Source organism: Pseudomonas batumici (assembly GCF_000820515.1).
GTDB lineage: Bacteria > Pseudomonadota > Gammaproteobacteria > Pseudomonadales > Pseudomonadaceae > Aquipseudomonas > Aquipseudomonas batumici.
Map to the genome: position 1 here is coordinate 63760 of NZ_JXDG01000068.1, position 25742 is coordinate 89501.

Consider the following 25742-nt stretch of genomic DNA (forward strand, 5'->3'; position numbering starts at 1 on the left):
CTCCTTTCCATGTGAGCCCTCACCTTAATTCGCCGCGACGATCAGTCACCAGACCGGGATTCCTGACCTTGCGTACGAAACCTCACCCGGCTCTGAAAGCTGCGAACCCTTCAACCTCGGAGCCGATCAGCCACCGCCCAGGCTCTTGTACAGGGCGATACGGTTGCTCACCTGCAACAAGCGGGTCCTGATCAGCGCTTGTTGTGCCGTGCTCAGGCCGCGTTGGGCATCGAGCACTTCGAGGTAGCTGTTCAAGCCATCCTGATAGAGCAGTTGCGCCAACTCGACGCGGCGCGACTCGTTCAGCACCAGCCGCTGCTGCGTATCGAGTTGTCGATTGAGCGGTTCGTTCGAGCCCAATGCGTCGGCCACTTCACGAAAGGCTTGCTGGATCGAACGCTGGTACTCGACCACGGCAATCTCACGTTGCACCTTCGACAGCTCAAGCTGCGTAAAGCGCCTGCCCATATCGAACAGCGGCAAGGTCACGGCGGGAGTAAATGACCAACCCTTGGCCTCCCCGGAAAACAGTTCGCTCAACTGCGGGCTGCTGGCGCCGAAGAACCCGGTCAGGGAAATACTCGGCAGAAAGGCCGCTCGGGCGGCGCCGATATTGGCATTGAAGGCCTTGAGCCGGGCCTCGGCGGCCCGGATATCCGGGCGTCGCACCAGCAACTCGGAGGGCAGGCCCGGGGCGATCTCCGGCAGTTGCGGCCCGTCGCCCCAGGAGACGGAGGAAAACCGCGAAGGCTCCAGAGTCCTCCCCACCAACAGCTCCAGCCGGTTCAGGGCCAAGCGCTGCTGACGGTCCGCATCGGCCACTTCGGCCTCCAGCGTCAACGCCAGTGCATCGGCCTGGCGCAGCTCCAACTCGCTCGCCAACCCCAGCGCCTGACGACGTCCGATCAGGCGTTTCGATTCGCCGGCCCGCTCCAGCAACTGGCGGTTCTGCCGGTGCAGCTCGAGATAGGCACGATGCTCGTAGTAAGCCGTCGCGACCTCGCCGACCAAACCGATCTGCACACTCAGGGCGTCTTCCTCACGGGCCACCAGGCGTTGCCCGGCTTCAGCCTTCAGCGCCCGGACCCGGCCCCAGAGATCCAGCTCAAAGGCGGTGATCCCCAGCCTGAACTGCCCCTGCTCACGAATCACCGCCTTGCCGATGGGCGAGTCCGCGGCGGAAATCTTCTGCCGTTGCACCGAACCGTCGATCCCGCCGCCAGGCCATTGCTCGGCAGCGGAAATTCCATACAGCGCCCGCGCCTCGTCGATGCGCAGGACAGCCACCTGCAGATCATGGTTATGTATCCGCGCCAGTTCGATCAGTGCTTGCAGCTCGGGATCGAGAAAAACCTCGCGCCAGTCCGGTAACGGCGCGGCATCATCCTGCGAGCCCGGCTCACGCCAATGTTCGGCCACTGTCGGCGACGGCCGCTGGTAGTCGGGAATAAACGAACACCCCGTCAACAGCAAGGCAACCAGTCCCAGATAACGCCCCCTCATCCGACCCTCCGCCGTTGCAGCAGACCCGGCAATCCCGAGGTTTTCTCGTCCGAAGTCTTTTGCCGCTGATAGAAGGCTTCCAATCGTGACAGGTAGAACCAGTGCTCGGGCGCCTCGGCAATGAACGACTCCATCGCCACGGCCCATTGCGCCTGCATCTCCGGTACAGCGGCGCGGGTGATCCACCGGATCACATGCAGCTCACCGCAGCCGCCGAGCCGGGCACGATGCCCCGCCAGCAACACGTCGCACTTCATTTTCGCCGCCAGGAACATCGGCCCTTTGACGAATTGCGCGGCGCGGCCAAACAGGCGGCCATCCACCGGCTCGCCGGAACGCACCCCGCCGAAACTCACCGGCAGGTCGGCAAAGATGATCACCTGGTCGCCGCGCTTGAGCGCCCGGGCAATCGCCAGCGCGGTTTTCGGATCGTTGCTGTCGAGAATATCCACGCGGTGCCCGAAAGCCTCCAGGCTCTTCAGGGAGCGTCGGGTCAGGGCATCGTTGAAGTTCCAGATCGGAATGATGAAACGCTTCGGCGCCGGGCAGCGCTCGATCATGCAGGCCACTGCCATCCAGTATTCCCCCGTGTGCGCCAGTACGATGATCGTCGAGCGCACCCGCGTACGCGGCCAGTGTCGCTCCGGGTCGTGCCAGGCAATCGCACGAATCCAGGCGCGTAACCGCTCGGGATGACTGCGCGGGTAAAGCACCTGGTAGATCGCGCACTGCAACTGGATTGCACTGTAGCGGCAGGCCAGCAGGCGACAGCTCCGGGGGGCCAGTCCAAACAGCTCGAGATTCTGCCGACAGGCGTTGTAGTCCGGACCGCGCCATGCGGACGGTAGTCGCAGCAGGAGGGCCGGCAACAGCGGCAAACCGCGATGGGCGATTTTCAACCGAAAGATCAGCGCCAGCCCTTTCACCAGACGACCGCGCAACCCAGCCTTGAAGCGCATCCACAGCAACCAGCGGCGGATCGGCCAACCCGGTCGAAACGGCGTCATCGTGCCGCGCCAGCCAGGGGCCGCAAACGCCCCTGGTGCATCAGCAGCACGGTGTCGCAGGCCTGGGCCACGGCCTTGTCGTGGGTCACGATCACACACAGCATGGGCAACTGGCGCACGGTCTCGATGATCACGTCGCGGGCACTGGGGTCCAGATGGGAAGTCGGTTCATCGAGCAACAACAACTCCGGGCGCCGATACAGCGCCCGGGCGATCAGCAAGCGCTGCTTCTGCCCCGAAGACAATTGCACGCCCATGGACCCAAGCAAGGTGTTGAAGCCGTTGCTCAGCTTCAGGATGCTTTCCAGCAGCCCGGCCTGCTCGACACAGCTCTGCAAACGGATGCCGTCCAGCGGGTCGCTGTCCATCAGGATGTTCTCGATCACCGTACCGGCAATGATCTCGTCGTGGGCCGTGACATAGGCCACGCTCTGGCGGTAGCGGCGCAAACCGAAATGCCGCATCGCCAGGCCGTTGATCCTGAAGCGCCCCGTGTCCAGGGCATAGAAGCCGGCGAGCACTTTCAGGAAAGTGCTCTTGCCGCAGCCCGAAGGGCCGAATATCGCGATGCGTCGGCACGGGCCTTCCAGGCTGAAACTCAGATCCTCGAAGGTCGGCCGGTCGAACGAGCTGTAGCGAAAACGCGCGCCTTCGATCTGGATCGAACGCAAGGGTTGCTGCTCGCCGAGGGGATCGGCGCTGTACACGCTCGACTCCACCGGCTCGACCGGCTCATCGACGATTTCCTCGACCCGCTTGAGCTCGACCTTCACCAGCCGCAGGTTCATATAGCTGTCGACCACCTTCAGCGCGCAGCCCATGAACATGTCCTTGTAAAGGACGAAGGCGAACAGGTCGCCGACGCTGTTCTCGCCATGGAGCACGGCCAGCGCGCCGAGGGCGCTGACCAGCAGCGAATGGCCGTGGGACAGCCCTTCGTGCACCACCTGGTTCATTGCCTGCAAACGCTGGACGCCGGCGCGGGCCATTTCGGTGTCGGTGTGCTGGTTGCTCCAGTTCGCCAGCTTGGCCGCTTCGTAGTTGTAGAGCTTCATCGACTCGACATGGCCCAGGGTGCCGAGCAAGGTCACGTTGCGCGCCGTCTCAGCTTCGATCGAGGCCTTGTGATGCTTTTCCATCACCGGCAAGGTCAGGCCGCGAAACAGAAAGAACAACAGGCACAGCAGCAGCGACAAGGCCGCCAGCTTGGCATTGATCAAGGCCATGAGGGCGAGGAACGCCACACCGAAAGCCAGGTCGATGGCGATGTCCATCCAGCCGGCGGTGAACTGCACGAAGGCTTTGTCGGTGGCCTGGGTCCGCCGCAGGATATCGCCGGGGGCCCGGCGTTCGAAGTAACTCACCGGCAGCCGCAGCAGCCAGGCGATGACGCCAGTGGACAGATCCTGGCTCAGGGCGATGCGCAGGCGCATATCGAGGACCGCCCGTAGCCAGGCGGCGAGACTCTTGAACAGGAAGATCCCGCCAAAGACATAGAGGATCAGAAAGAGGAAATCCTCGTCGTTCTTCGCCACGACTTCATCGATGGTCAGGGAAAACAGCTTGGGCGCTGCGATGGCGCCGAAGTAGCCGACCACCGACAGCAGGCCCATGGGCACCAGGTAACGCAACAGCCAGGTGTTCTTGCGCAGGACGCCGAGCGGGCCGAAGGTGCCGGGAACGCGCCGATGGACCTGGGTGGTGAAACCCAGCCCCGGGAGCATTTCCAGCGCCGCGCCGCTGAACATCGACAGCGCTTCTTCCCAGGTATGGAAGCGCCGTCCCACCGCCGGGTCGACGATATGCAGCCCCCGACGGTTGGTGGATTGCAGCACGACGAAGTGCATGTTGTTCCAGAACAGGATCGACGGCGTGCGCAGTTGCCGCAAGTCGTGCAGTTGCAAGCGCAGCGGGCGGCAGCTGAAGCCCAGTTCCTCGCTGACCTTGATCACCTGGAACAACGACATACCGTCCCGCGCTACCCGGTAGCGCTGGCGCATCTCGCGCAAGCTCAGGGCCTTGCCGTGATAGCCGGCGACCATGGCAATCGAGGCCATGCCGCATTCGGACATCTCGTCCTGGAGAATCACCGGGACCGTGCGCTGGAACAGCTGCCGCGAACGGGCCAAGGCCTCGCGCAGCGATTGCTTGAGCCGGCTCATGCCGACTTGTCCACAGGCCGCGCCGGGGTGCCCAGCGTCGGCAGATAGTCCGGATTACCCGCCAGCCCACGGAGCACCGGCAGGAACAGCCATTCCATCAGGTTCAGGCGTTCCAGGCGCAACGAACCGCTGAGGGTCATGCCATCCTTGAGCCAGTCCTGGCGGATCTTGGTCCGCGAGTCGGAAAAATCGAGCTTCACCTCGGCCCGATAGGTCGGCCCCGGCTCCTCGCCATCGGTCCTGGCACCGGGTGGGGCTTCGAGGTAGGTGCTGGCGGTGCTGCGGACGATCTGCCCCTTGATCACGCCGTAGCGTTCATAGGGAAACGCATCGACCCGCACGATGACTTCGGTACCGGCGCTGGCGAAACCGATGGCCGCCGGACTGACGTCGAGGACCACCACCGGTGCTTCGTGCAGGGCCCGGCTGATGCGCAACAACATCATCGGCTGGCCGCCCTGGGCCCGGGCCCCGGGAAACACCGAAACGGCGTCGACCACCCCCTCGACGGGTGACAGCAGGACATATTCCTGGCTCTTGTTGAGGTTTTCGAGGCGCTCGCGCAGGTCATGCCGTTGCCGGGCGAGGCCGCTGAGGCGGCTGGTGAGGGTGTGATCGGCTTCGCTGCCGCGCTGCTCCAGTTCGAGAATCCGTTGCTGGGCGCTGGCCTGGGCGAGGTCGTTGTTCGCCAGGTCCTGGAGCACCGCCTCGTGCTTGACGATCGCTTCGTTCAGCGCCGCCACGGACACCGCGCCTTCGGCGGCCAGGCGCTCGTGACGCTGGCGGTTTTCCAGGGCAATCGCGGCTCGGCGCTGGATCGAGCGCTTGATGGTCGCGGTGAGTTGCAGGTCCTTGTGCAACTGCTCGATCTGCAATTGCAGGAGTTTCTTCTGGGTTTCGTGGGCCGAGCGGGCCTGGGTTTCATCGCCAGTGGCATCGTCGAGCAGGCTGCCCAGGCGCTCGGCGCTTTGGGCGGAAAGGGGTTTGTCGCTGCCTTCGTTGAAGCTTTCCGGTTCCAGGGTGCGGATACGCACCAAGGGCTGGTCCTTGCTCACCGACTCGCCGGCCTCGACCAGTACTTCGCGAATATGGGCGGGGCGTTCACTGGTGATGCGGACCACATCGCGGGTAAGGATCCGGCCCTGAACATCTTCTTTTTTCGCGTAGTTGCCGATGAACAGCAAGACCAGGCCACCGGCGAAAAACAGGCAGACGAACCAGGCGAAGACCACGGGTGCCAACGCCGCTCGCGGCGCGACCTTGCCCAACTCAAGCATAGGTGAACTCGTGCATGACAACCGACGCGACAGGGCGCGCGCCGATGAAGGAATACAGTCTTGAGGACCCTGTAGGAGCCGGCTTGCCGGCGATGGCGGCCGGACAGTCGATGCAGGACGTGCGGGCCTCATCGCCGGCAAGCCGGCTCCTACAATGGGCGATGGCTATCGCCCTGGCAGCGGGATCAGCTGGCTTTCTTCAGGCCTTCGGAGATCCAGTCGACGGCTTTGTCGAGGAGCGGACCGAAGTCGGTGAAAAACCCGGAACCACGAACGTCCTGGGTCTCTTCGAGGGTCATTTCCTGAAGGGTGTTTTCTTGTTGGGTTGCTTCCAGCATACGTGTAAACCTCGGCATTATTATTGGATGAAGACAGCATCGAATCGTCCGGCGAGATCACCGTCGAATCGAACTTTCAGACAGCTCCTGAACGACGCGCCGTGCTTGAACTGCGAGTGCCATCTTCGGCCAAGGTCGTATTTATTTATATCCGAATAGTCTCTGGAGTCCTGTGTTAAAGCCGTACGGATGCGTGGTCACTCATCCCTTGTTCACGTAGGAACTGCGCCGCCTTGTCGCGCAACAGCCGCAGGTCGAGCACAGGGACTTCCTCGCACTTGGCCTGTTCGTCCCAATGACGCATCCGCAGACTCACCGCGCATAGCGGGTCCTGCTCGAACGCCCGGGCCTCCTCTTCGCTCATGACACCGCCCTGGTACGCCAGGGTACGGCGACTCGCTTCGCTCAATCGTTCGTAGTACCCGGGTTCACGCAATGTCAGAAAACGCTTGGCCTGGACGTGATACTCCACCAGCCGCGCCAGCCGCTCGCCGAAGCCGGCCCGACGCAGGTAGTCGGCACCGAGGCGCTCATGACTGACCACGCCATAACCGCCCATGTCCCCCACCGGTTGCTCTCCAGGCGGGCAGATATGCCCGATGTCGTGGAAGAACGCCGCCAGCACCACCTCATCGTCGAAGCCCTCGGCCAGCGCCAGCTGCGCGGCCTGGGACATATGCTCGAGCTGTGACACCGGCTCCCCAATGTAGTCGGCGTCACCGAACTGCAGGTACAGGCCGAAGACTTCGTCCAGTACCTGCTCGACGGACTTCATGCCGACTCCCCCAGCAAACGGGCGATATGACCTTCGCCCAGGGCCGGGCCAACGCTCATGCCCACCCCCGTGTGCATCAGCGCGGCGCTCACGCCCGGCGCGGCCTGGAGCAGCGAAAACGGCCCCGGCCCCTTGGCGCCGTAGACGCCCTGCCAACGCTCCACCACCTGCACCTTGCAGCCCAGGGTGTGCTCGGCCAGTTCCAGCATCCAGGTATCCACCTGTTCGGCATTGAACGGCGACGCATCGCTGCCGTAGTGGTGGGAGTCGCCGATGATCAGTTCGCCATAAGGGGTTGGGCTGATCAGCAGGTGGATGCCGTGTTCGTGCAGGTGCGGGCTTTCCCGCAGGATCTGCGCCTGGATCGCCGCCGCTTCCGGCAGGTCGGAAAAAGCGCCGTAGTGCACGCAGCTCAGGCCCGTGAGCAGCGCGTGTTGCAGGTTGAACTCGACCTGGGGCCGGGCGCGGAGCATTTGCAGGCGGCAGATGGACGGTTGCAGCTGGCTGATGGGTTCGGCCAGCAGGGTCTGATAGTCGTGGCCGGAACAGACGATGATCTGTTCAGCGTGGAAGGTGCCGGCGGTGCTGTGCAGTTGGCCGGGTTCCACCTCGCGCACCAGGGTCGAGAAGTGGAACGTCACGCCCAGTTCGCGATGCAGGTATTCGATCAGCGTCGGGATTGCCTCGCGGGAGTAGAGCTGCTGGTCGTCGAGACCGTGCAAGGCGGCGCGGTGATGGCTGAATTGACCGCTGTAGAGATCGTTCAACGCGGCGCCGCGCAGCAGCTCGACGCGGTAGCCCTGTTCCCGGGCGCGTCCGGCACAGAATGCGTCCAGCAGCTGTTCTTCGGCTTCGGTACGGGCGAACAGGTACGAGCCGTTGCGCTTGAGCGCGAAGCCCGCCTGCTGCGCCCAGTTGGCCCAGATTTCACGGCTGGCGCGGGCCAGCTCGGACATGATTCCCGGCGGTTGGCCGGTGACCAGGGCCTGGCCGAAGTTGCGCACCGAAGCGCCCAGGGGCGTGGCGCTGCGCTCGAAGACGCTGACTTTGAGGCCGCGGCGGGCGGCAGCATAGGCATGGGACAGGCCAAGGATGCCGGCGCCGACAATGAGGATGTCGCTGTGATTGGTCATGGAGGGGGGTCCTTAGGGGAATGGCCGCTGCGCGGATCGCGAGCAAGCTCGGCTCCTACAGTTCTGCGGCGGGCAAATCATTTGCGTACGATGCCAATTCTGTAGGAGCCGGCTTGCTGGCGATGGCGGCCGAACGGTCGATGCAGCACTGGCCGGCCTCATCGCCGGCAAGCCGGCTCCTACAAGGGATCGCGTTCAGCCTTGAGTGACTGTGCTCAAACAACGACCCTACTGAGCGACCTTCTCCGACTTGCCGTCATAACGCTTGCGCCATTCGGTAAGAATCTCGTCGCGGCTCTTCGAAGCCCAGGCGAAGTCGTTCTTGATCAGGCGCTGCTCGTAGTCCGCCGGCAATTCGGTCTGCGGCTTGGCAATACCCGGCTGTGCCAATACAGCGAAGTTTTCCTTGTACAGCTCCATGGCCGCGGGACTTGCCGAGAAATCCGCCAACTTCTTCGCCGCCGCCTCATGGGGCGTACCCTTGATCACCGCCGTGGCCTCGATTTCCCAGCCCAGGCCTTCCTTCGGCAGGATGATGTCCAGCGGCGCGCCCTGGCGCTTCAGTTGCACCGCCGGGTATTCGAACGAAATACCGATCGGGAACTCGCCCGAAGCCGCCAGCTTGCACGGCTTGGAACCGGAGTGAACGTACTGGCCGATGTTCTGGTGCAGCTCATCCATATACGTCCAGCCCTGCTGCTGGCCGAAGGTCTGCAACCAGGCGCTGACATCCAGGAAGCCGGTGCCGGACGAAGCCGGGTTCGGCATCACGATCTTGCCCTTGTACTCAGGCTTGGTCAGGTCCTGCCAGCTCACCGGCTTGCTCAGGTGCTGCTTCTCGGCTTCGACGGTGTTGAAGCAGATGGTCGCCGCCCAGACGTCCATGCCGACCCAGGCCGGCGGGTTCGCCGCATCGCGATAGTTGCCGCCGATCTTGCCCAGGTCCTTGGGGGCGTAGCTTTGCAGCATGCCCTGCTGGTCGAGGATCGCCAGGCTGGAAGCCGCCAGGCCCCAGACCGCATCGGCCTGCGGACGCGCCTTCTCGGCCAGCAGCTTGGCGGTGATGATGCCGGTGGAGTCCCGTACCCATTTGATTTCCACGTCCGGGTAGGTCGCCTCGAAGGCTTTCTTGTAGGCGGTCAACTGCTCGGACTCGAGGGCCGTGTACACGGTCAGTTCGGTTTTCGCGGCATAGGCATTCAGGCTGAAAGCAGTGAGGACAGCAGCGGCAAGAGCCAGGGGCTTGAACATGGTGCGGTTCCTTGTTGAGTGCGGTTGGGGTTGGGCAAAGCGTTGTCGTCGGATCAATGGCCGGGCACGGTCTGCCGCCAGGCCTGGGAGCGGCGCAGTACCCCGCGCGAAGCCCAGGCCAGCAGCAGCGATACGGCGATCGAGGTAAACAGGATCAGGGTCGACATGGCCGCAGCACCGCCGACGTTGCCGGCGTCGTCCATGTTCAGCACCGCCACCGCCGCCAGGATCGTGTCGGGGCTGTAGAGAAAGATCGCCGCCGACACCGTGGTCATCGCCGAAACGAACAGGTAGCGCACGATGTCCAGCAACGCCGGCAGGCAGATCGGCAGCGTGACCCGCAGGTAATGCCGATAGAGCGGCGCCTTGAGCGACAGGGCGGCGGCCTCGAACTCGTTGTCGAGCTGGCGCAGCGCCGTGGTGGCGGTCATCTGCGCGGTGGTCAGGTAATGGGCGATGGTGCAGACCACCAGCAGGGTCGTGGTCCCGTAGAACACATGCAGCGGGTTGCCGTTGAGGTTGAAGAAGAACACGTAGCCCAGGCCCAGGACCAGGCCCGGGACCGCCATCGGTACAAAGCCGAGGATCCGCAGGGCCAGGTTCAGGCCACGCTGGCCACGGGTTTTCTCCATCAGGTAGGCACCGGTGAAAATCAGCCCGCTGCCGATCAGCGCCGTGCACAGCGCCAGGGTCAGGCTGTTGCGGTAGGCCAGCCAGCCGCTGCCGGTGGTCGCGTTGAAGGCGTAGTGACTGAACGACAGCGACAGGTTGTAAGGCCAGAACTTCACCAGCGACGAATACACCGCCATGCCGAACACCAGCAGCAGGCCCGCGCAGACCAGCAGCACAAACGCCAGGTAGCAGGCGTCACGTCGCCAGGACCGCACCGGCTTGAACACCTGGGCGCGCCCGCTCATGGCCTCGCCGTGACGGCGGCGCAGCCAGGCATCGACGGCAAAGCTGAACAGCGCCGGCAGCAGCAGGATCATGCCGATCAGGGCACCGCGGCCAAACTGCTGCTGGCCGACCACCGCCTTGTAGGCTTCGAGCGCCAGCACCTGATAGTCGCCGCCCACCACCACCGGCACGCCGAAGTCGGTGATGGTCAGGGTGAACACCAGGCAGAAGGCGGCGAACAGCGCCTGGCGGCTGGCCGGCCAGGTGATGCTGCGGAACGCCTTCCAGGGCCCGGCGCCCATGCTCGACGCGGCGTCGAACAAGCGCGCATCAGCCAGGGACAAGGCCGAGATCAGGATCATCAGGGCATGGGGAAAGGTGTAGATGACCTCGCCGAGGACCATGCCCCAGAAACCGTAGATATTCTCCGACAACAGGCCACGCAGCAGGCCCTGGTTGCCGAACAGGTAGACCAGCGCGATACCCGGCAGCATCGACGGTGCCATCAGCGGCAACAGGGACAGCGCCCGCCACAGCGGCTTGGCGGGGATCAGCGTGCGTTGCAGGGCGTAGGCAAACAGATAGGCCAGCGGTACGACGATGGCCGCAACGCTGAGGGAAACTTTCAGGCTATTGCCCAGCAGCCAGTGAAAGTTGTCGCTGCTCACCAGTTCCTGGGCAGCCAGCCAGCCACCGCCCTGCCCGGCTTCACTGCTGAAACCCCGCCAGAAGATCGCCAGCAGCGGTAGCAATACCGCCACGCCCAGCAGGCAAAGCCAGAGCAACTTGCCACCGACGACGAACAGACGGTCGCCGAGGCCGACCCGCACGGGCTTCAGGGTCGACTGCCGGGACAAGGGCAGGCTGATTTCAACGGCCATCTCAGGCAAACACCTGGAGGCTGCGAGGCGGCAGCGCCACCCAGATATCCGGCGCGCCCAGGCGCGGCATGTCCTGCGGGCCGACTTCGGCCAACAGGGGGTGCCCGGGCAAATGATTGAGTTCGAAACGCATGCGGCAGCGATTGCCGAGGAAGGTGATTTCGCGCACCCGCGCCGGGAACAGGTTTTCCTCGTGGATCGGCGGGTTGACGCTGATCGCTTCGGGACGGCAGAACAACCGGCCGGAGGCGGCGCGGGCCGTGCCATCGGCCAGGCGTACATCCATGCCGCCGACCCGCGCATGGCTGTCGCTGCTGCGCTGGAACGGCAGCCAGTTGCCCTGGCCGACGAACTCGGCGACGAACGGCGTGGCCGGCCTGTCGTAGATTTCCTGGGGCGTGGCGTACTGCTCGACCTTGCCGTTGTTCATCACGGCAATGCGGTCGGCCATCAGCATGGCCTCGTCCTGGTTGTGGGTGACCATCAGGGTGGTCACGCCGAGGTTGCGCTGCAACTGGCGCAGCTCGGTGCACAGATGCTCGCGGACCCGGGCGTCGAGGGCCGACATGGGTTCGTCGAGCAGCAACAGTGAAGGCGCCGGTGCCAGGGCGCGGGCCAGGGCAACACGTTGCTGCTGGCCGCCGGAGAGTTGGCCGGGGTATTTCCTTTCGCTGCCGAGCAGGCCCACCAGTTCCAGCATCTGAGCGACGCGCTTGCGGGTTTCGTCACGGCCACTGCCGGCGAGACCGTAGGCGATATTCGCCTCCACCGTCAGATTGGGGAACAACGCGTAGGACTGGAACAGGATGCCGTAGTCACGGGCCTGCGGTGGCAGCTCGGAGACATTGCGCTCGCCGAGGAACAGTTCGCCGTCGTCCTGACGTTCCAGGCCGGCGATGCAGCGCAGCAAGGTGGTCTTGCCGCAACCGGACGGGCCGAGCAGGCAGACCAGCTCACCGGCGGCCACGTCCAGGGAGACGTTGTCCAGCGCGGTGAAGGCGCCGAAGCGCTTGCGCACACCGCGCACCTTCATCGGCGCGCCGGGGTTGGCCAGGGCATTGGCGATCGAGTTGTTCATGGACGGACCTCATCAAGCGGATGAGGGTCATGCTAGGGAGCGAATGCGTAGGCTATGTGGCAATAAGGCAAAAGCTGCCGATAGTGGTATTGGTGGATTTGGGTCAGGCCGGCGCCATCTCCTGGGCCAACCCGAGAAATGCCGCCGGCAGGCGCGCCGACTTGCGCTCCTTGAGGCAATACAGGTACTCGGGAATCTGCGGAGCATTTTCGATGGTCAACACCCGCAGTTGCGGGTCGTGGGGCACTTCCTGCCGGGCAATGATGCTGATGCCGATATTGCGCAGCACCGCCTCACGAATCGACTCCCGGCTGCCGATTTCCAGCAGCGGGCCATAACTGACCTGCGCATTGCACAATAACGCTTCCGTCAGCTGCCGGGTGGTCGAACCCGCCTCGCGCATCAGCAGGCAATGCCCGGCCAGCGCCGACAGCGGCACATGCTCATGAATCGCCAGTGGATGATTGCGATGCACCGCCAACACCAGCGGATCGCTGCCCAGCACCCGGCGGATCAAGCGCGGGTCCTCCAGCAGTTGCGACGAGGCCGCGACATCGACCCGATACTCCTCCAGCGCCTCCAGCACCTGCTGGGAGTTGCCGATTTCCACCGACACCTCCACCTGCGGCAAGCGCTCGCGAAAGGCCTTCACCAGATCCAGGATGTAATACGGCGCCGTCGCGGCAATGCGCAAGGTGCCCTGCACCTGCCCGCTGTTGCGCAGGAAAAACTCGATATCAGATTCCTGCTGCAACAGCGCCTTGACCATCGGCAGCAAGCGCGCGCCCTCCTCGCTGAGGCTCAGCCGCCGACCGCCGCGATAGAAGAGCTCGACCGAGTACTGGCTTTCCAGATGGCGGATCTGGGTGGTCACCGTGGGCTGGCTGAGCCCGAGCCTTTTCGCCGCCTGGGTGATGCTGCCCAGGCGGGCGACCATGTAAAACGCCTTCAGCTCGGCACTCAGCACATCACCCTCTCATTCGTTTACTTGCGCAACAGGCGCAACCCATTGAACACCACCAGCAGGCTGACGCCCATGTCGGCGAACACCGCCATCCACATGGTCGCGAAACCGAGGAAGGTCACCGCCAGGAAGATCGCCTTGATCACCAGCGCCAGGGCGATATTCTGCCTGAGGATACTCGCGGTCTGGCGCGAAAGGCGAATGAACGCGGGAATCTTGCGCAGATCGTCGTCCATCAGGGCGACATCGGCGGTCTCGATGGCGGTGTCGGTACCGGCGGCGGCCATGGCGAAGCCGATCTCGGCACGGGCCAGGGCGGGGGCGTCGTTGATGCCGTCGCCGACCATGCCGACCTGATGGCCTTGGGCATACAGCGTTTCGATGGCCTGCAGTTTGTCGGTGGGCAGCAGGTCGCCACGTGCTTCGTCGATCCCGACCTGGGCCGCAATGGCGGAGGCGGTGTGGACATTGTCACCGGTGAGCATCTGGGTCCGGATACCCAACGCGTGCAACTCGCGGATCGCCTCGCGGCTGGAGGCCTTGACCGTATCGGCCACGGCGAACAACGCCAGCGGGCCGGACGCATCGAGCAACAGCACCACGGTCTTGCCTTGTTTTTCCAGGGCGAAGAGTTTTTCTTCCAGGGCCGGCGAGCAGAGTCCGAGGTCTTCCACCAGGCGATGATTGCCCAGGTAATAACCCTTGCCGTCGATCTCGCCGCGCACGCCGCGTCCGCTCAAGGCTTCGAATGCCTCGACGTCCTGCAGAGCCCACTGTTTGTCCTGCGCATCCTTGGCGATCGCCAGGGATACCGGGTGATCGGAACGGGACGCGAGGCTGGCGGCGATCAGCGGCGCGGTTTCCAGGGCCAGCGGCTCGAGGGACAGGTAGTCGGTCAGCACCGGCTTGCCATGGGTGATGGTGCCGGTCTTGTCCAGGGCCAGGTAATCGAGCTTGTGCCCGCTTTCCAGATAGACCCCGCCCTTGATCAGGATGCCCTTGCGCGCGGCGGCGGCCAGGCCGCTGACGATGGTCACCGGGGTCGAGATCACCAGCGCGCACGGACAGGCGACCACCAGCAGGACCAGCGCCCGGTAGATCCAGTCGAACCACAGGCCGTTCATCAACAGCGGCGGCAACACCGCCACCACCAGGGCCAAGGCGAATACCGCCGGGGTGTAGATTTTCGAGAAGGTGTCGACGAAACGCTGGGTCGGTGCCCGCGCACCCTGGGCCTGCTCGACGGCATGGATGATCCGCGCCAGGGTCGAGTGTCCCGCGGTCGCTGTCACCCGATAGTCCAGTGAGCCCGCCTGGTTGACGGTACCGGCGAAGAGCTTGTCGCCAGGGTTTTTCTCGATAGGCAGGCTTTCGCCGGTGATCGGCGCCTGATCGACGCTTGAACTGCCATAGACCACTTCGCCATCAAGCGCAATGCGCTCACCGGGTCGTACCCGTACCAGCGCGTCCAGTTCGATGCTTTTGACCTCGCGTTCGACCCAGTCACCGTCATCCTGGCGCACCGTGGCCTTCTCCGGCGTCATCTGCATCAGGCCGCTGATGGCGTTGCGCGCCCGGTCCAGCGACCTGGCTTCGATCAGCTCGGCGATGGTGAAGAGGAACATCACCATCGCCGCTTCCGGCCACTGGCCGATCAGCACGGCACCGGTCACGGCGATGCTCATCAGCGCGTTGATGTTCAGGTTGCGGTTCTTCAGGGCGATCCAGCCCTTTTTATAGGTGGTCAGGCCGCCGCTGAGGATGGAGATCAGCGCGACGATTGCCACCACCCAGGTCGGCGCCACGCCGGTGAAGTGAATCACTTCGGCGGCCAACGCCCCGACGCCGGACAGCGCCAGGGGCCACCAGGGCTTCTTCACTGGCGGCTGGCTCGGGGTGTCGGCGTTCGCCCCCTCTTCCAGCGGCTCGGCCTGCATGCCCAGGGACTTGATGGCGTCGACGATCGGCGCGGTCGACGACAGGTCGTGGGTCACGCCGAGGATCCGGTTGATCAGGTTGAACTCAAGCTGCTGCACACCCGAGAGCTTGCCGAGCTTGTTCTGGATCAGCGTCTGCTCGGTGGGGCAGTCCATGGCTTCGATGCGGAAGCGGCTCAACCGTGCGTCGGCGCTGGTGGTGGCGCTGAGCTTGACCAACGCGGAGGCCTCGGCGCTCGAACAGCAGCTGCTGTGCGCATGACCGGCCTTCCCATGGGAGTGGGAAGCCTTCACCGGCTGGAGGACACGAAAAGGCTGGAGAGCGTGTTTATCGGCATGGCTGTGGTCATGGCCGTGATCGTGATCGTGATCGTGATCGTGATCGTGATCGTGATCGTGATCAGCGTGCGCATGATCGCTGCCGGGCTTGTGCGAAGTATGGATGGAGTCGCTCATGGGTGCGTCCCTGAAGGTGCTTGTTGCCAAGTGAACACCCTGTAGCCACTATAGGGTCAAGCACCCTTTTGGGAGATCGAACGATGAAGATTGGCGAACTGGCGAAACTCACCGACTGCCAGGTGGAAACCATCCGCTATTACGAAAAGGAAAACCTGCTGCCGGAACCGGCGCGCAGCGAGGGCAACTATCGCCTGTACACCCAGGCGCACGTGGAACGCCTGACCTTTATCCGCAACTGTCGCAGCCTGGACATGACGCTGGAGGAGATTCGCAGTTTGCTGGACCTGCGCGACAGCCCGCAGGATCAGTGCGAAAGCGTGAATGCGCTGATCGACGAGCACATCCACCACGTCAAGGCGCGGATCGACGGGTTGCTGGCGTTGCAGGTGCAGTTGCTGGACTTGCGCCAGCGCTGTGGCGGCGGGCCGGACCTGGATCAGTGCGGGATCTTGCAGCGGCTGGAAGTCAGCGGCAGCGTGGTGCCGACGGAAGAGCATTCACATGTTGGGAGAAGTCACGGGCATTGACGGCCTCTTCGCGGCGATGCGGCGACCCGACAAGCTCCGCTCCCACAGATTCCGAGTCGTACGCACCTTCTGTGTACGACACAAACCTACTGTGGGAGCGGAGCTTGCCCGCGAAGAACGATAACGCGGTCCGGAGTCGGACTCAGACCGCCATCGGCGCCGTCATCGGCGCATGGTGCTGGTAGCCTTCCAGCGAGAAATCGCCCGGCTCGACCAACTCCAGCCACTCCGGCTGGTACACCCCGGTCTTGGCAAACTCCGGCACCCGCTCGGAAATCACCAGTTTCGGCATCGGGAACGGCTCGCGCGTCAGTTGTTCATTGAGCATGTCCAGGTGGTTTTCATACACATGGGCATCGCCGATGAAATAGGTGAACCAGCGCGGCGTGTAACCGGTCAGCCGCCCGATCAGGCTCAGCAGCGCCGCCCCTTCGGTCAGGTTGAACGGCGTGCCCAGGCCCAGGTCGTTCGAACGGATGTAGAGGGTCAGGGAAATCTCCTTCGTCTCCACATTCGGGTGAAACTGGTAGAGCAAATGACAGGGCGGCAGGGCCATTTCATCCAGCTGCGCGCAGTTCCAGCCGTGGAACAGGATCCGCCGGCTGCCCGGGTCCTTGGTGATGGTGTCGACGCACTGGCGCACCTGGTCGATGGCCTTGTACAGCACCACATAGGCTTGGCCGTTTTCCTCGCCCTCGGCAATCTGCCGGTAGCCCTGGCCCAGGGTCTGCTCGATGGCGGCCACGTTGCTCTTGGCAATCTGCTTGTACGCCGGCCATTTGCGCCATTGCACCCCGTAGATCTCGCCCAGGTCGTCATCGCCCTGGCGGAACGGATTGGCCAGCCATTGCGCGTTTTCGTTGGCGTTCTGGTCCCAGACCTTGCAGCCCAGCGCCCGGAACTCGGCGGCGTTGTTCACCCCACGGAGAAAACCGCACATCTCGCCGATGGCGGACTTGAAGGCCATCTTGCGGGTGGTGATCGCCGGAAAGCCTTCCTTGAGGTCATAGCGCAGCATCGCCCCGGGAAAGCTGATGGTGTTCACGCCGGTACGGTTGGCCTGCTTGGTGCCGTTCTTGATGACGTGGGCGACCAGTTCGAGATATTGCTTCATGAGTTACCTGCATCCTTGAATACGGGGCCCGCGGGCCCCGATTCGAATTTAAAGCGCGGCGTCTTTCGCCGTCGGCGTGCGGTGATAGGCGAACCACAGCAAGCCCAGGCCGCCGATGATCATCGGCAGACTGAGAATCTGCCCCATGGTCACCCAGCCGAACGCCAGATAGCCGAGCTGCGCATCCGGCACCCGGACGAACTCGACGACAAAACGGAAGATCCCGTAGAACAACGCGAACATGCCCGAGATCGCCATGGTCGGCCGCGGCTTGCGCGAGAACAACCAGAGAATGACGAACAGCGCCACGCCTTCCAGGGCGAACTGGTACAGCTGCGACGGGTGACGCGGCAACTGGGCCGGATCGCTGAACGGCGGGAAGACCATCGCCCACGGCAAATCGGTCGGTTTGCCCCACAACTCGGCGTTGATGAAGTTGCCGATCCGCCCGGCACCCAGGCCGATCGGTACCATCGGCGCGACAAAGTCCATCAGTTCGAAGAACGACTTGCCGTTGCGCCGGCCGAACCACCAGGCCGCCAGCATCACCCCGATGAAACCGCCATGGAACGCCATGCCGCCCTTCCAGACCTCGAAGATCAGCGTCGGGTTGGCCAGGTAGGCGCTCAGGTCGTAGAACAGCACATAACCCAGGCGCCCGCCGACGATCACGCCCATGGCCAACCAGAAGATCAGGTCGGAGAGCTTTTCCTTGGTCCAGGTCGGGTCGAAACGGTTCAGGCGCCGGGAGGCCAGCAGCCACGCACCGCCAATGCCGACCAGGTACATCAGGCCGTACCAGTGGATTTTCAGCGGACCGATGGCCACGGCCACCGGGTCGATCTGCGGGTAAGGCAGCATTGCAACTCCTCGATAGAGTAAAAATTCAGGACCCGGCGGGTCAGGGATCGCGAGGCCGGCGGGTCATGTTGCAACTCCGCCATTAAGCCAATATTGCGTCAGCGTGACTGAACCGTGCCTGTGGCTCAGAGCAGGAACTTCATGCCGACAATAAACAACAGGCCGGCAAACAGCCGCTTGAGCAGCAACGGCGACAACTTGTGCGCCAATTGCACGCCGAAACGGGCAAAAAACATACTGGTCAGGGCAATCCCGAGCAAGGCCGGCAAATAGATGAAACCCAGGCTGTAGGCCGGCAACAACGGATCGTGCCAACCCAGGATCATGAAACTCAAGGTGCTGGCCAGGGCAATCGGCAAGCCACAGGCCGAGGACGTCCCCACCGCCTGCTGCATCGACACGCTGCGCCAGGTCAGGAACGGCACGGTCAAGGAACCGCCGCCGATCCCGAAAATCGCCGAAGCCCAGCCGATCACCGCCCCCGCCAGACCCAGGCCGAACTTGCCGGGCACGGTGTGGCTGGCCTTGGGCTTGAGGTTCAGCGCCATCTGCGCCGCCACCACCAGGGCGAACACGCCGATGATCTTCTGCAGATTCGGGCCGGCGATGGCCTTGGCGGTCAGCGCGCCGAGGCCCGAGCCCGCGAGGATGCCCAGGGCCATCCAGACAAAGATCGACCACTGCACCGCACCGCGCTTGTGGTGCCCGCGAATGGTGTTGAACGAGGTGAAAATGATCGTCGCCAGGGAGGTGCCCACCGCCAGGTGCGTGAGGATCAGCGGATCGAAGCCTTGCAGGGTGAAACTGAACACCAGCACGGGGACGATAATGATTCCCCCGCCCACGCCGAACAGCCCGGCCAGTACGCCGGCACAGGCCCCCAACAGCAGATAGAGCAGAAATTCCATGTGCGCCCCCACGAAACAAGTCCGGCATGGTAACGGAAGGACGGACACGGCTCTACTGGATGACGATGGATACCCTGCGTAGAGTGGGCAAAAAACATCGAGGGACAACCTGATGTGTCTGATTGTCTTTGCCTGGCGCCCGGGCCACGCCCAGCCGCTGATCGTCGCGGCCAACCGCGACGAGTTCTACGCCCGGCCGAGCCTGCCGCTGGCGCAGTGGCCGGAAGCGCCGCAGGTCTATGCCGGACGGGATCTGGAGGCGGGCGGCACCTGGCTCGGGATCGGCGCCGGGGGGCGCTTTGCGGCCTTGACCAATATCCGCAACCCGAACCAGCCAGTGGGCCGCCGTTCGCGCGGGGAGCTGGTGGCACGCTTTCTTACCGAGGATCAACCGGCTGAGGACTATTTAGCCGAAGTTCGCGCAAGATCAATGGAATATGGCGGTTTCAACCTGCTGCTGGGCACCGCAGACACCTTGTGGCATTTCAACTCTCACGAGGGTGAGCCGCGCCAACTGATGGAAGGTGTGTACGGGCTGTCGAATGCCGGGCTCGATACGCCTTGGCCGAAACTGCTCAAGGCCCGGGCGGCGCTGTCCTGGGAATTGCGCGATCCCCAGCCGGAAGCCTTGCTGGCGTTGCTCGGCGATCCGACGAGCGCACCGCTTGCCGAGCTGCCGGACACCGGGGTGGGCGTTGCAACCGAGAGTCTGTTGTCCAGCATCTTTATCGCCAGCCCCAGCTACGGCACACGGGCCAGCACGGTGCTGATCGTCCACGCCGATGGCCGGCGCCATCTGTTCGAACGCAGTTTCGGACCTTATGGCGGGCATTTGGGGGAGGTGGAGCTGAAGGTCTAGCTCCCCTCAATGCGTGACCGTCGGCGCCACCATCCGTGACAACCCGAGGTTCTTCAGCGCCAACTGCAAAGTACTGCGAATCACCTGCGGGTTGTCGATGGTCATCACCTGGGCCAGCAGCTCCCGGGCCTTGCTCAGGCTGACCTGGCGCAACATCCACTTCACCTTCGGCAGGTTGGTGGCGTTCATCGACAGGCTGTCAAAACCCATCGCCATCAACAGCACCGCCGCCATCGGATCACCGGCCATCTCGCCGCAGATACTCACCGGCTTGCCTTCGGCATGGGCATCGCGCACCACGTTCTGCAGGGCTTGCAGCACCGCCGGGTGCAGGTAGTCGTAAAGGTCCGCCACCCGAGGGTTGTTGCGGTCCACCGCCAGCAGGTACTGGGTCAGGTCGTTGGAGCCCACCGAAAGGAAGTCCACCTGCCGCGCCAGCTCGCGGGTCTGGTACACCGCCGCGGGAATCTCGATCATCACCCCCACCGGCGGCATCGGCACGTCGGTGCCTTCGTCGCGCACTTCGCCCCAGGCGCGGTGGATCAGGTGCAGCGCCTCTTCCATCTCGTGGATACCCGAGATCATCGGCAGCAGGATCCGCAGGTTGTTCAGGCTTTCACTGGCCTTGAGCATGGCCCGCGCCTGCACCAGGAAGATTTCCGGGTGGTCGAGGGTCACGCGGATACCGCGCCAGCCGAGGAACGGGTTGTCTTCTTCGATCGGGAAATACGGCAGCGACTTGTCGCCGCCGATGTCCAGGCTGCGCATGGTCACCGGCTGCGGATGGAACGCCGACAACTGCTCGCGGTAGATCGCCAGCTGTTCCTTCTCGCTCGGGAAACGCTGGTTGATCATGAAGGGCACTTCGGTGCGGTACAGGCCGACACCCTCGGCTCCGCGCTGCTGCGCCCGGGCCACATCCGCCAGCAGGCCGGTGTTGACCCACAGCGGCATGCGGTGACCATCAGGGGTCACGCAGGGCAGTTCGCGCAAGGCATCCAGGCCTTCGGACAGCTGGCGTTCTTCTTCCACCACACTGACATATTGCCGGCGCAAGACTTCGCCAGGGTTGGTAAACACCTCGCCGCGCGCGCCGTCGACGATCATCTCGATGCCGTCGACCTTCGAATACGGCAGGTCCACCAGGCCCATGACCGTCGGAATACCCATGGCCCGCGCCAGGATCGCCACGTGGGAGTTACCCGAACCCAGTACCGACACCAGGCCCTTGAGCTTGCCTTCCGGCACCTCGCCCAGCATGGCCGCGGTCAGCTCTTCGCTGACCATGATGGTGTTGTCCGGGTAGACCATGGCCTGCTGGCGCTCGGATTGCAGGTAGGCCAGCAGCCGACGCCCAAGGTCCTTGACGTCCGACGCGCGCTCGCGCAGGTAGGCGTCGTCCATCAGTTCAAAACGGTTGACGTGATCGGTCACCACCTGGCGCAAGGCACCCTGGGCCCATTGGCCGGTCTTGATCACATTGGTGATTTCGCTGCCGAGGGAGGCATCGTCGAGCATCATCAGGTAGACGTCGAACAGCGCCCGCTCTTCAGGACGCAACTGGGTCGCGAGCTTGGCCGAGAGCGTGCGCATGTCGGCGCGTACGCCTTCGATAGCGGTCTTGAACAGGGCCAGTTCGGCATCGATATCGGCGATCGCCTTGTCCGGCACCACATCCAGGTCCGCCGGCGGCAGCATGACCACCGCCGTACCCACGGCCGCGCCCGGCGAGCCCGGCACACCGATGAACTTGGCTTCCTGGATGCCCTTGCCTTCACGCCCCAGCCCGCGGATCGAACCGGTGGCTTCGGCATGGGCGATAACGCCGGCGAGCTGGGCGCTCATGGTCACCAGGAAGGCTTCTTCGCCTTCGTCGAACTGGCGACGCTCCTTCTGCTGGATCACCAACACGCCGACCACCCGGCGGTGGTGAATGATCGGTGCACCGAGGAAGGAGGCATAACGCTCCTCGCCGGTTTCGGCAAAGTAGCGATAACGCGGGTGATCGGCGGCGTTTTCCAGGTTCAGCGGTTCTTCGCGCGTACCCACCAGACCGACCAGGCCTTCGTTCGGCGCCATGCTGACCTTGCCGATCGAGCGCTTGTTCAAGCCCTCGGTGGCCATCAGGACAAAGCGGTTGGTCTCTGGGTCCAGCAAGTAGACCGAGCAGACCTGGCTGCCCATGGCCTCCTTGACGCGCAATACAATAATGCCCAACGCCGCCTTGAGATCCTTGGCGGCGTTAACTTCCTGGACGATCTTGCGCAGCGTATTGAGCATGGCTCGGGGTCGAACTCCGTGTCAGTCGCGCGCCAACAGGCGCGGGGCAAGCTCTTTGAGCGCGCGACGGTAGACCTCGCGCTTGAATGTCACCACCTGGCCCAACGGGTACCAATAGCTGACCCAGCGCCAGCCATCGAACTCCGGTTTACCGGTCAAATCCATCCGCACCCGCTGCTCGTTGGAGAGCAGGCGCAGGAGAAACCATTTCTGTTTCTGGCCGATGCACAGCGGTTGGCTGTGGGTACGCACCAGACGTTGCGGCAAACGATAGCGCAACCAGCCCCGGGTACAGGCCAGAATTTGCACATCTTCACGTTCCAGGCCGACTTCTTCGTTCAATTCGCGGTACAAAGCGTCTTCAGGCGTTTCGTCAGGATTGATCCCGCCTTGCGGAAACTGCCATGCATCTTGATTGATCCGGCGCGCCCATAGGACCTGACCGGCATCATTCGTCAGAATTATCCCGACATTAGGACGGAAACCATCGGGGTCGATCACGGCAACCACCTCGCAAACGCATGTCGCCGCATTGTTCCACAAAGGTTGTGAAAGCAGCAACGAGCCTGCCTACCTTATGTGCACTCTTGTGAAAAGACCGTATTCTGGTGGCCTTTTTACAGGCTTTTCAGCGAGTAACCGCAATGCGTCTGGCTATATTCGACTTGGACAACACACTTTTGGGCGGCGACAGCGATCACGCCTGGGGCGATTACCTCTGCGAACGGGGCATTCTCGATCCGGTGGCCTACAAAAACCGTAACGACGAGTTCTACCAGGACTACCTGGCGGGCCGCCTGGACAACGCCGCGTACCTGAATTTCTGCCTGGAGATTCTCGGTCGCAGCGAAATGGCCCAGCTGGACGAGTGGCATCGCGACTACATGCGCGACTGCATCGAGCCCATCGTGCTGCCCAAGGGCCTGGAGCTGCTGGCCCAGCACCGGGACGCCGGCGACAAGCTGGTGATCATCACCGCCACCAACCGCTTCGTGACGGCACCGATTGCCGCGCGGCTGGGGGTCGAGACCCTGATCGCCACCGAGTGCGAGATGATCGACGGCCGCTACAGCGGGCGCAGCACCGATGTACCGTGCTTTCGCGAAGGCAAGGTGACGCGCCTGAACCGTTGGCTGGAAGAGACCGGCCTTGGCCTGGAAGACAGCTATTTCTACAGCGATTCGATGAACGACCTGCCGTTGCTGGAGCAGGTGGCCAATCCCGTGGCGGTGGACCCGGACCCGAACCTGCGGGCCGAAGCCGAGAAGCGTGGCTGGCCGGTGATCAGCCTGCGCGACTGACCACACCTTCGCAACCAAACCGGTACTCAGGCCGGTTTGGCGACCATCAGGTAGAAAATCGCCATGAAGGACAGAAACGCCGGCCAACCCAGGGCAAACCACCAGCGCATATAGGTCTCAGCCCGGATCGGCATCGGCGTCCCCTCGCGCAGGGCCTGCCCGGCCATCTTGTGCACCCGGATCTGCAGCCATACCACTGGCAACCAGCAGATCCCCGCCAACACGAACAACCCCAGGCTCCACGTCAGCCAGTTTTGCTGGATCGGCCACCCCGCCAGATACATCAGCCCCAGCCCGCTCAGCGGCTGGAACACCGCCGTGGTCGTGGTAAAGGCCCAATCGGCGAACACCAGGTGCTTGAAGGTCACCGCGATCACCTCGACCTGGCCCGTGCGCCAGGCGCGCAAGGCGTAGTACGCGGAACCGGCGCCCAGGCCGAAGAGAATGGTGGAAGACAGGATATGCAGGGTTTTGAGCAGTAGATAAGCACTCATCGACGCGGTTCAGTCCAAAGCAGCCAGAGGGTCGCCACCATCAGCACCAGGTTCTTGGCGACGGCGGCATAAGGGTCAAGCCAGTAGTGCGGCAGCACGAAGCTGATGATCAGGGTGTAGCCACTCATCAGCAGCAACTGGGCCTGGAACGCCCGCCTGCGCCAGCGCTTGAACAGCATCCCCAGGCCCAGCAACCCGTCGCACAGCGCCCCGGCGTAGACCGCGAACACTGCAGGCGTGCCGCTCACACCGGCCTCGGCCATGATCCGCAGGCTCCAGTCATAACCCGGCCCCAGGCACACCGCCGCCGTGCCCAGCCAGATCAACAGCATCACCGCCAGCAGCAACGGACGCAGCGCCCATTGGGCGCTCTGGCCGGCGTTCGGCCAGTCCACCAGGCGGGTCGACAGCGGTGCGACCCGGTAACCGCAGACCGCGGCCAGCGCCTCGGGGTCCGCGACATTGTCGCGCCGGGCCATGCGCAGGCTCTGCTGATTCAAGGCCCGCCAGCCCAGACGCTCGCCCAGCCAGGCAGCGGCCCGCGAGAGGATTCCCGGTACGCTCACATAGCGCGCCGGCGCCCAGCCCTGGGCAGCGCGCAGCTGATCGAGCACCTGCGCCAAGGTCAGCGCCTGCGGCCCCACCAGAGGCAATATTTGGGACTGTGCCGGCCAATGACGCAGCAAGGCCAGCACGGCGGCGGACAGATCGTCGATATGCAGCGGCTGCAAGCGGGCATGCAGGTCCAGCAGCGGAATCAGCGGCCATGGCGACAGGCGCGCCAGCCAGGCACTGCTGGCCCCGCCCGCCCCCACCAGCAACGAGGGCCGCAGCACCACGGCCGGCACGCCGAGCGCCATCAGGTAGTCATCCGCCGCCGCCTTGCTCGCCAGGAACGGCACATCCGGCTGCTCGCCGGCGCCCAGCGCGGAAATGTGCAGCACCCGCACGCCCTGGCGCGCCGCCAGGTCGAACAGCGCCCGGGTGCCCAGGTCCTGGGTCAGGCGCAACGCCTGCTCGTCGACACTCAGCAACCCGGCGGCATTGATCAGCAGGTCGATACCGTGGGGCAGGATGAAATGCTTGGCGTCAGTGGCCAGCCGATCAAGATCGAGCATCTGCCATTCGACACCCGGCATCGAGCGGACGTGGTGGCCACGGCTGGTGGCGATCACTTCATGACCCGCGGCGTTCAACGCAACCAGCAAATGGCGACCGACGAACCCCGTGGCCCCCACCAGAAGCACCTTCATGGCAATTCCCCGGCCTGGCGGTTTAAACCGGCTTCGCGCCCATCAGGCCCGCAATGGCGACAAAACCGACAACCGTAAAAATGGCCAGGGCCAGCGTGAACCCCGGATGCCGCGCCGTCACGCCACGGCGCAGGCGATTGAGACGGACCACCAGCCACAGCCAGCTCAAGGTACAGAGGGTATAGAGCACACTCGAACCCAGCAGCCAGGTCTGGCCCAATGGCCAGCCGGCCAGGTGCACCAGCCACCAGCCGCTGACCGGTAGCACGGCCAGGCACAGCGCCATCAGTGCCCAGACGAAAAACCAGGGGCGCTGCAGGGTGTGATTCTGAACAGTCAGATCGCCGGCACGGCGGCCGCGCCAAAGCCTGATCGCCACCGCCAGCGCGCTGCCCAGCAAAAGTACCGGTGCCACGGCATGTAGCAGTTTCAAGGCAGTGAAGGTTTCCATTTCATCGTTTCCCTGGTTTTACGATCAACTTA

General features: G+C 63.9%; 23 protein-coding genes. 3 read left to right on the forward strand and 20 right to left on the reverse strand.

Features of this window, described 5'->3' with window-relative positions; translation table 11 throughout:
• Nucleotides 1–126: 126 nt before the first annotated feature.
• The 12 genes from UCMB321_RS25895 to UCMB321_RS25950 all read right to left on the reverse strand — a co-directional run bounded on the left by UCMB321_RS25895 (nucleotide 127) and on the right by UCMB321_RS25950 (nucleotide 15659).
• Complete coding sequence (locus UCMB321_RS25895; RefSeq protein ID WP_040071530.1) at nucleotides 127–1503, reverse strand: efflux transporter outer membrane subunit; 1377 nt, start codon at nucleotides 1501–1503, stop codon at nucleotides 127–129.
• A complete protein-coding gene (locus tag UCMB321_RS25900; protein ID WP_040071532.1) occupies nucleotides 1500–2510 on the reverse strand; it encodes a lysophospholipid acyltransferase family protein in 1011 nt (336 codons plus the stop codon). Before UCMB321_RS25900 ends, UCMB321_RS25895 begins: the two co-directional genes overlap by 4 nt.
• The gene (locus UCMB321_RS25905; RefSeq protein WP_040071533.1) at nucleotides 2507–4672 is read right to left on the reverse strand and encodes a peptidase domain-containing ABC transporter; all 2166 of its coding nucleotides are present in this window, start codon (nucleotides 4670–4672) and stop codon (nucleotides 2507–2509) included. Before UCMB321_RS25905 ends, UCMB321_RS25900 begins: the two co-directional genes overlap by 4 nt.
• Nucleotides 4669–5949, reverse strand: a complete 1281-nt coding sequence (locus UCMB321_RS25910) for an HlyD family secretion protein (RefSeq protein ID WP_245220851.1) — start codon at nucleotides 5947–5949, stop codon at nucleotides 4669–4671. The genes UCMB321_RS25905 and UCMB321_RS25910 overlap by 4 nt, the downstream gene beginning before the upstream one ends.
• Nucleotides 5950–6134: 185 nt before the next feature.
• On the reverse strand, nucleotides 6135–6287 hold the full coding sequence (locus UCMB321_RS31110; RefSeq protein ID WP_167337464.1) for a hypothetical protein: 153 nt from the start codon (nucleotides 6285–6287) through the stop codon (nucleotides 6135–6137).
• Nucleotides 6288–6462: 175 nt separating this feature from the next.
• Nucleotides 6463–7062 carry a phosphonate degradation HD-domain oxygenase gene (locus UCMB321_RS25915; RefSeq protein ID WP_052451360.1) on the reverse strand — a complete coding sequence of 200 codons (600 nt, stop codon included), beginning with the start codon at nucleotides 7060–7062 and terminating at the stop codon, nucleotides 6463–6465.
• Nucleotides 7059–8195 carry a TIGR03364 family FAD-dependent oxidoreductase gene (locus tag UCMB321_RS25920; protein WP_040071535.1) on the reverse strand — a complete coding sequence of 379 codons (1137 nt, stop codon included), beginning with the start codon at nucleotides 8193–8195 and terminating at the stop codon, nucleotides 7059–7061. Before UCMB321_RS25920 ends, UCMB321_RS25915 begins: the two co-directional genes overlap by 4 nt.
• Before the next feature lie 228 nt (nucleotides 8196–8423).
• Nucleotides 8424–9446 carry a putative 2-aminoethylphosphonate ABC transporter substrate-binding protein gene (locus UCMB321_RS25930; RefSeq protein ID WP_040071538.1) on the reverse strand — a complete coding sequence of 341 codons (1023 nt, stop codon included), beginning with the start codon at nucleotides 9444–9446 and terminating at the stop codon, nucleotides 8424–8426.
• 53 nt (nucleotides 9447–9499) lie between these two features.
• Nucleotides 9500–11224, reverse strand: a complete 1725-nt coding sequence (locus UCMB321_RS25935) for a putative 2-aminoethylphosphonate ABC transporter permease subunit (RefSeq protein WP_040071539.1) — start codon at nucleotides 11222–11224, stop codon at nucleotides 9500–9502.
• Between the two features lies 1 nt (nucleotide 11225).
• Complete coding sequence (locus tag UCMB321_RS25940; protein ID WP_040071540.1) at nucleotides 11226–12302, reverse strand: putative 2-aminoethylphosphonate ABC transporter ATP-binding protein; 1077 nt, start codon at nucleotides 12300–12302, stop codon at nucleotides 11226–11228.
• Between the two features lie 103 nt (nucleotides 12303–12405).
• Nucleotides 12406–13269, reverse strand: coding sequence for a LysR family transcriptional regulator (locus UCMB321_RS25945; protein ID WP_040071541.1), 864 nt, complete (start codon nucleotides 13267–13269; stop codon nucleotides 12406–12408).
• Between the two features lie 17 nt (nucleotides 13270–13286).
• A complete protein-coding gene (locus UCMB321_RS25950; RefSeq protein WP_084615159.1) occupies nucleotides 13287–15659 on the reverse strand; it encodes a heavy metal translocating P-type ATPase in 2373 nt (790 codons plus the stop codon).
• A gap of 83 nt (nucleotides 15660–15742) precedes the next feature.
• Here UCMB321_RS25950 and cadR point away from each other — a divergent pair, with 83 nt between their 5' ends.
• Entirely contained in the window at nucleotides 15743–16189 is a 447-nt protein-coding gene (cadR, locus tag UCMB321_RS25960) for a Cd(II)/Pb(II)-responsive transcriptional regulator (RefSeq protein ID WP_040071545.1), read from the forward strand.
• A 142-nt stretch (nucleotides 16190–16331) separates the two neighbouring features.
• Here the strand turns inward: cadR and UCMB321_RS25965 are convergent, their stop codons facing one another.
• The 3 genes from UCMB321_RS25965 to UCMB321_RS25975 form a co-directional block, all read right to left on the reverse strand.
• Entirely contained in the window at nucleotides 16332–17303 is a 972-nt protein-coding gene (locus UCMB321_RS25965; protein WP_040071547.1) for a thymidylate synthase, read from the reverse strand.
• A 48-nt stretch (nucleotides 17304–17351) separates the two neighbouring features.
• Nucleotides 17352–18164, reverse strand: a complete 813-nt coding sequence (gene lgt, locus UCMB321_RS25970; RefSeq protein ID WP_040071549.1) for a prolipoprotein diacylglyceryl transferase — start codon at nucleotides 18162–18164, stop codon at nucleotides 17352–17354.
• Between the two features lie 125 nt (nucleotides 18165–18289).
• On the reverse strand, nucleotides 18290–19072 hold the full coding sequence (locus UCMB321_RS25975) for a sulfite exporter TauE/SafE family protein (protein ID WP_040071550.1): 783 nt from the start codon (nucleotides 19070–19072) through the stop codon (nucleotides 18290–18292).
• A gap of 112 nt (nucleotides 19073–19184) precedes the next feature.
• Here UCMB321_RS25975 and UCMB321_RS25980 point away from each other — a divergent pair, with 112 nt between their 5' ends.
• On the forward strand, nucleotides 19185–19931 hold the full coding sequence (locus tag UCMB321_RS25980) for an NRDE family protein (RefSeq protein WP_040071551.1): 747 nt from the start codon (nucleotides 19185–19187) through the stop codon (nucleotides 19929–19931).
• A gap of 6 nt (nucleotides 19932–19937) precedes the next feature.
• Here the strand turns inward: UCMB321_RS25980 and ptsP are convergent, their stop codons facing one another.
• Together ptsP and UCMB321_RS25990 are read right to left on the reverse strand one after the other, a co-directional pair.
• The gene (gene ptsP / locus UCMB321_RS25985; RefSeq protein WP_040071552.1) at nucleotides 19938–22211 is read right to left on the reverse strand and encodes a phosphoenolpyruvate--protein phosphotransferase; all 2274 of its coding nucleotides are present in this window, start codon (nucleotides 22209–22211) and stop codon (nucleotides 19938–19940) included.
• Nucleotides 22212–22232: 21 nt separating this feature from the next.
• Nucleotides 22233–22712, reverse strand: coding sequence for an RNA pyrophosphohydrolase (locus UCMB321_RS25990; protein WP_040071746.1), 480 nt, complete (start codon nucleotides 22710–22712; stop codon nucleotides 22233–22235).
• Between the two features lie 143 nt (nucleotides 22713–22855).
• Here UCMB321_RS25990 and UCMB321_RS25995 point away from each other — a divergent pair, with 143 nt between their 5' ends.
• On the forward strand, nucleotides 22856–23512 hold the full coding sequence (locus tag UCMB321_RS25995; protein WP_040071553.1) for a histidinol-phosphatase: 657 nt from the start codon (nucleotides 22856–22858) through the stop codon (nucleotides 23510–23512).
• 26 nt (nucleotides 23513–23538) lie between these two features.
• Here UCMB321_RS25995 and UCMB321_RS26000 read toward each other — a convergent pair whose 3' ends face one another.
• Genes UCMB321_RS26000 through UCMB321_RS26010 form a run of 3 tightly spaced genes read right to left on the reverse strand, consistent with a single transcriptional unit; the run spans nucleotide 23539 to nucleotide 25710 of the window.
• Nucleotides 23539–24006 (reverse strand): DUF2269 family protein, encoded by a 468-nt coding sequence (locus UCMB321_RS26000; RefSeq protein WP_040071554.1) that lies wholly within the window; start codon nucleotides 24004–24006, stop codon nucleotides 23539–23541.
• The gene (locus UCMB321_RS26005) at nucleotides 24003–25259 is read right to left on the reverse strand and encodes an SDR family oxidoreductase (RefSeq protein ID WP_040071555.1); all 1257 of its coding nucleotides are present in this window, start codon (nucleotides 25257–25259) and stop codon (nucleotides 24003–24005) included. The genes UCMB321_RS26000 and UCMB321_RS26005 overlap by 4 nt, the downstream gene beginning before the upstream one ends.
• 22 nt (nucleotides 25260–25281) lie before the next feature.
• Complete coding sequence (locus UCMB321_RS26010; RefSeq protein ID WP_040071556.1) at nucleotides 25282–25710, reverse strand: DUF2269 family protein; 429 nt, start codon at nucleotides 25708–25710, stop codon at nucleotides 25282–25284.
• Nucleotides 25711–25742 lie beyond the last annotated feature (32 nt).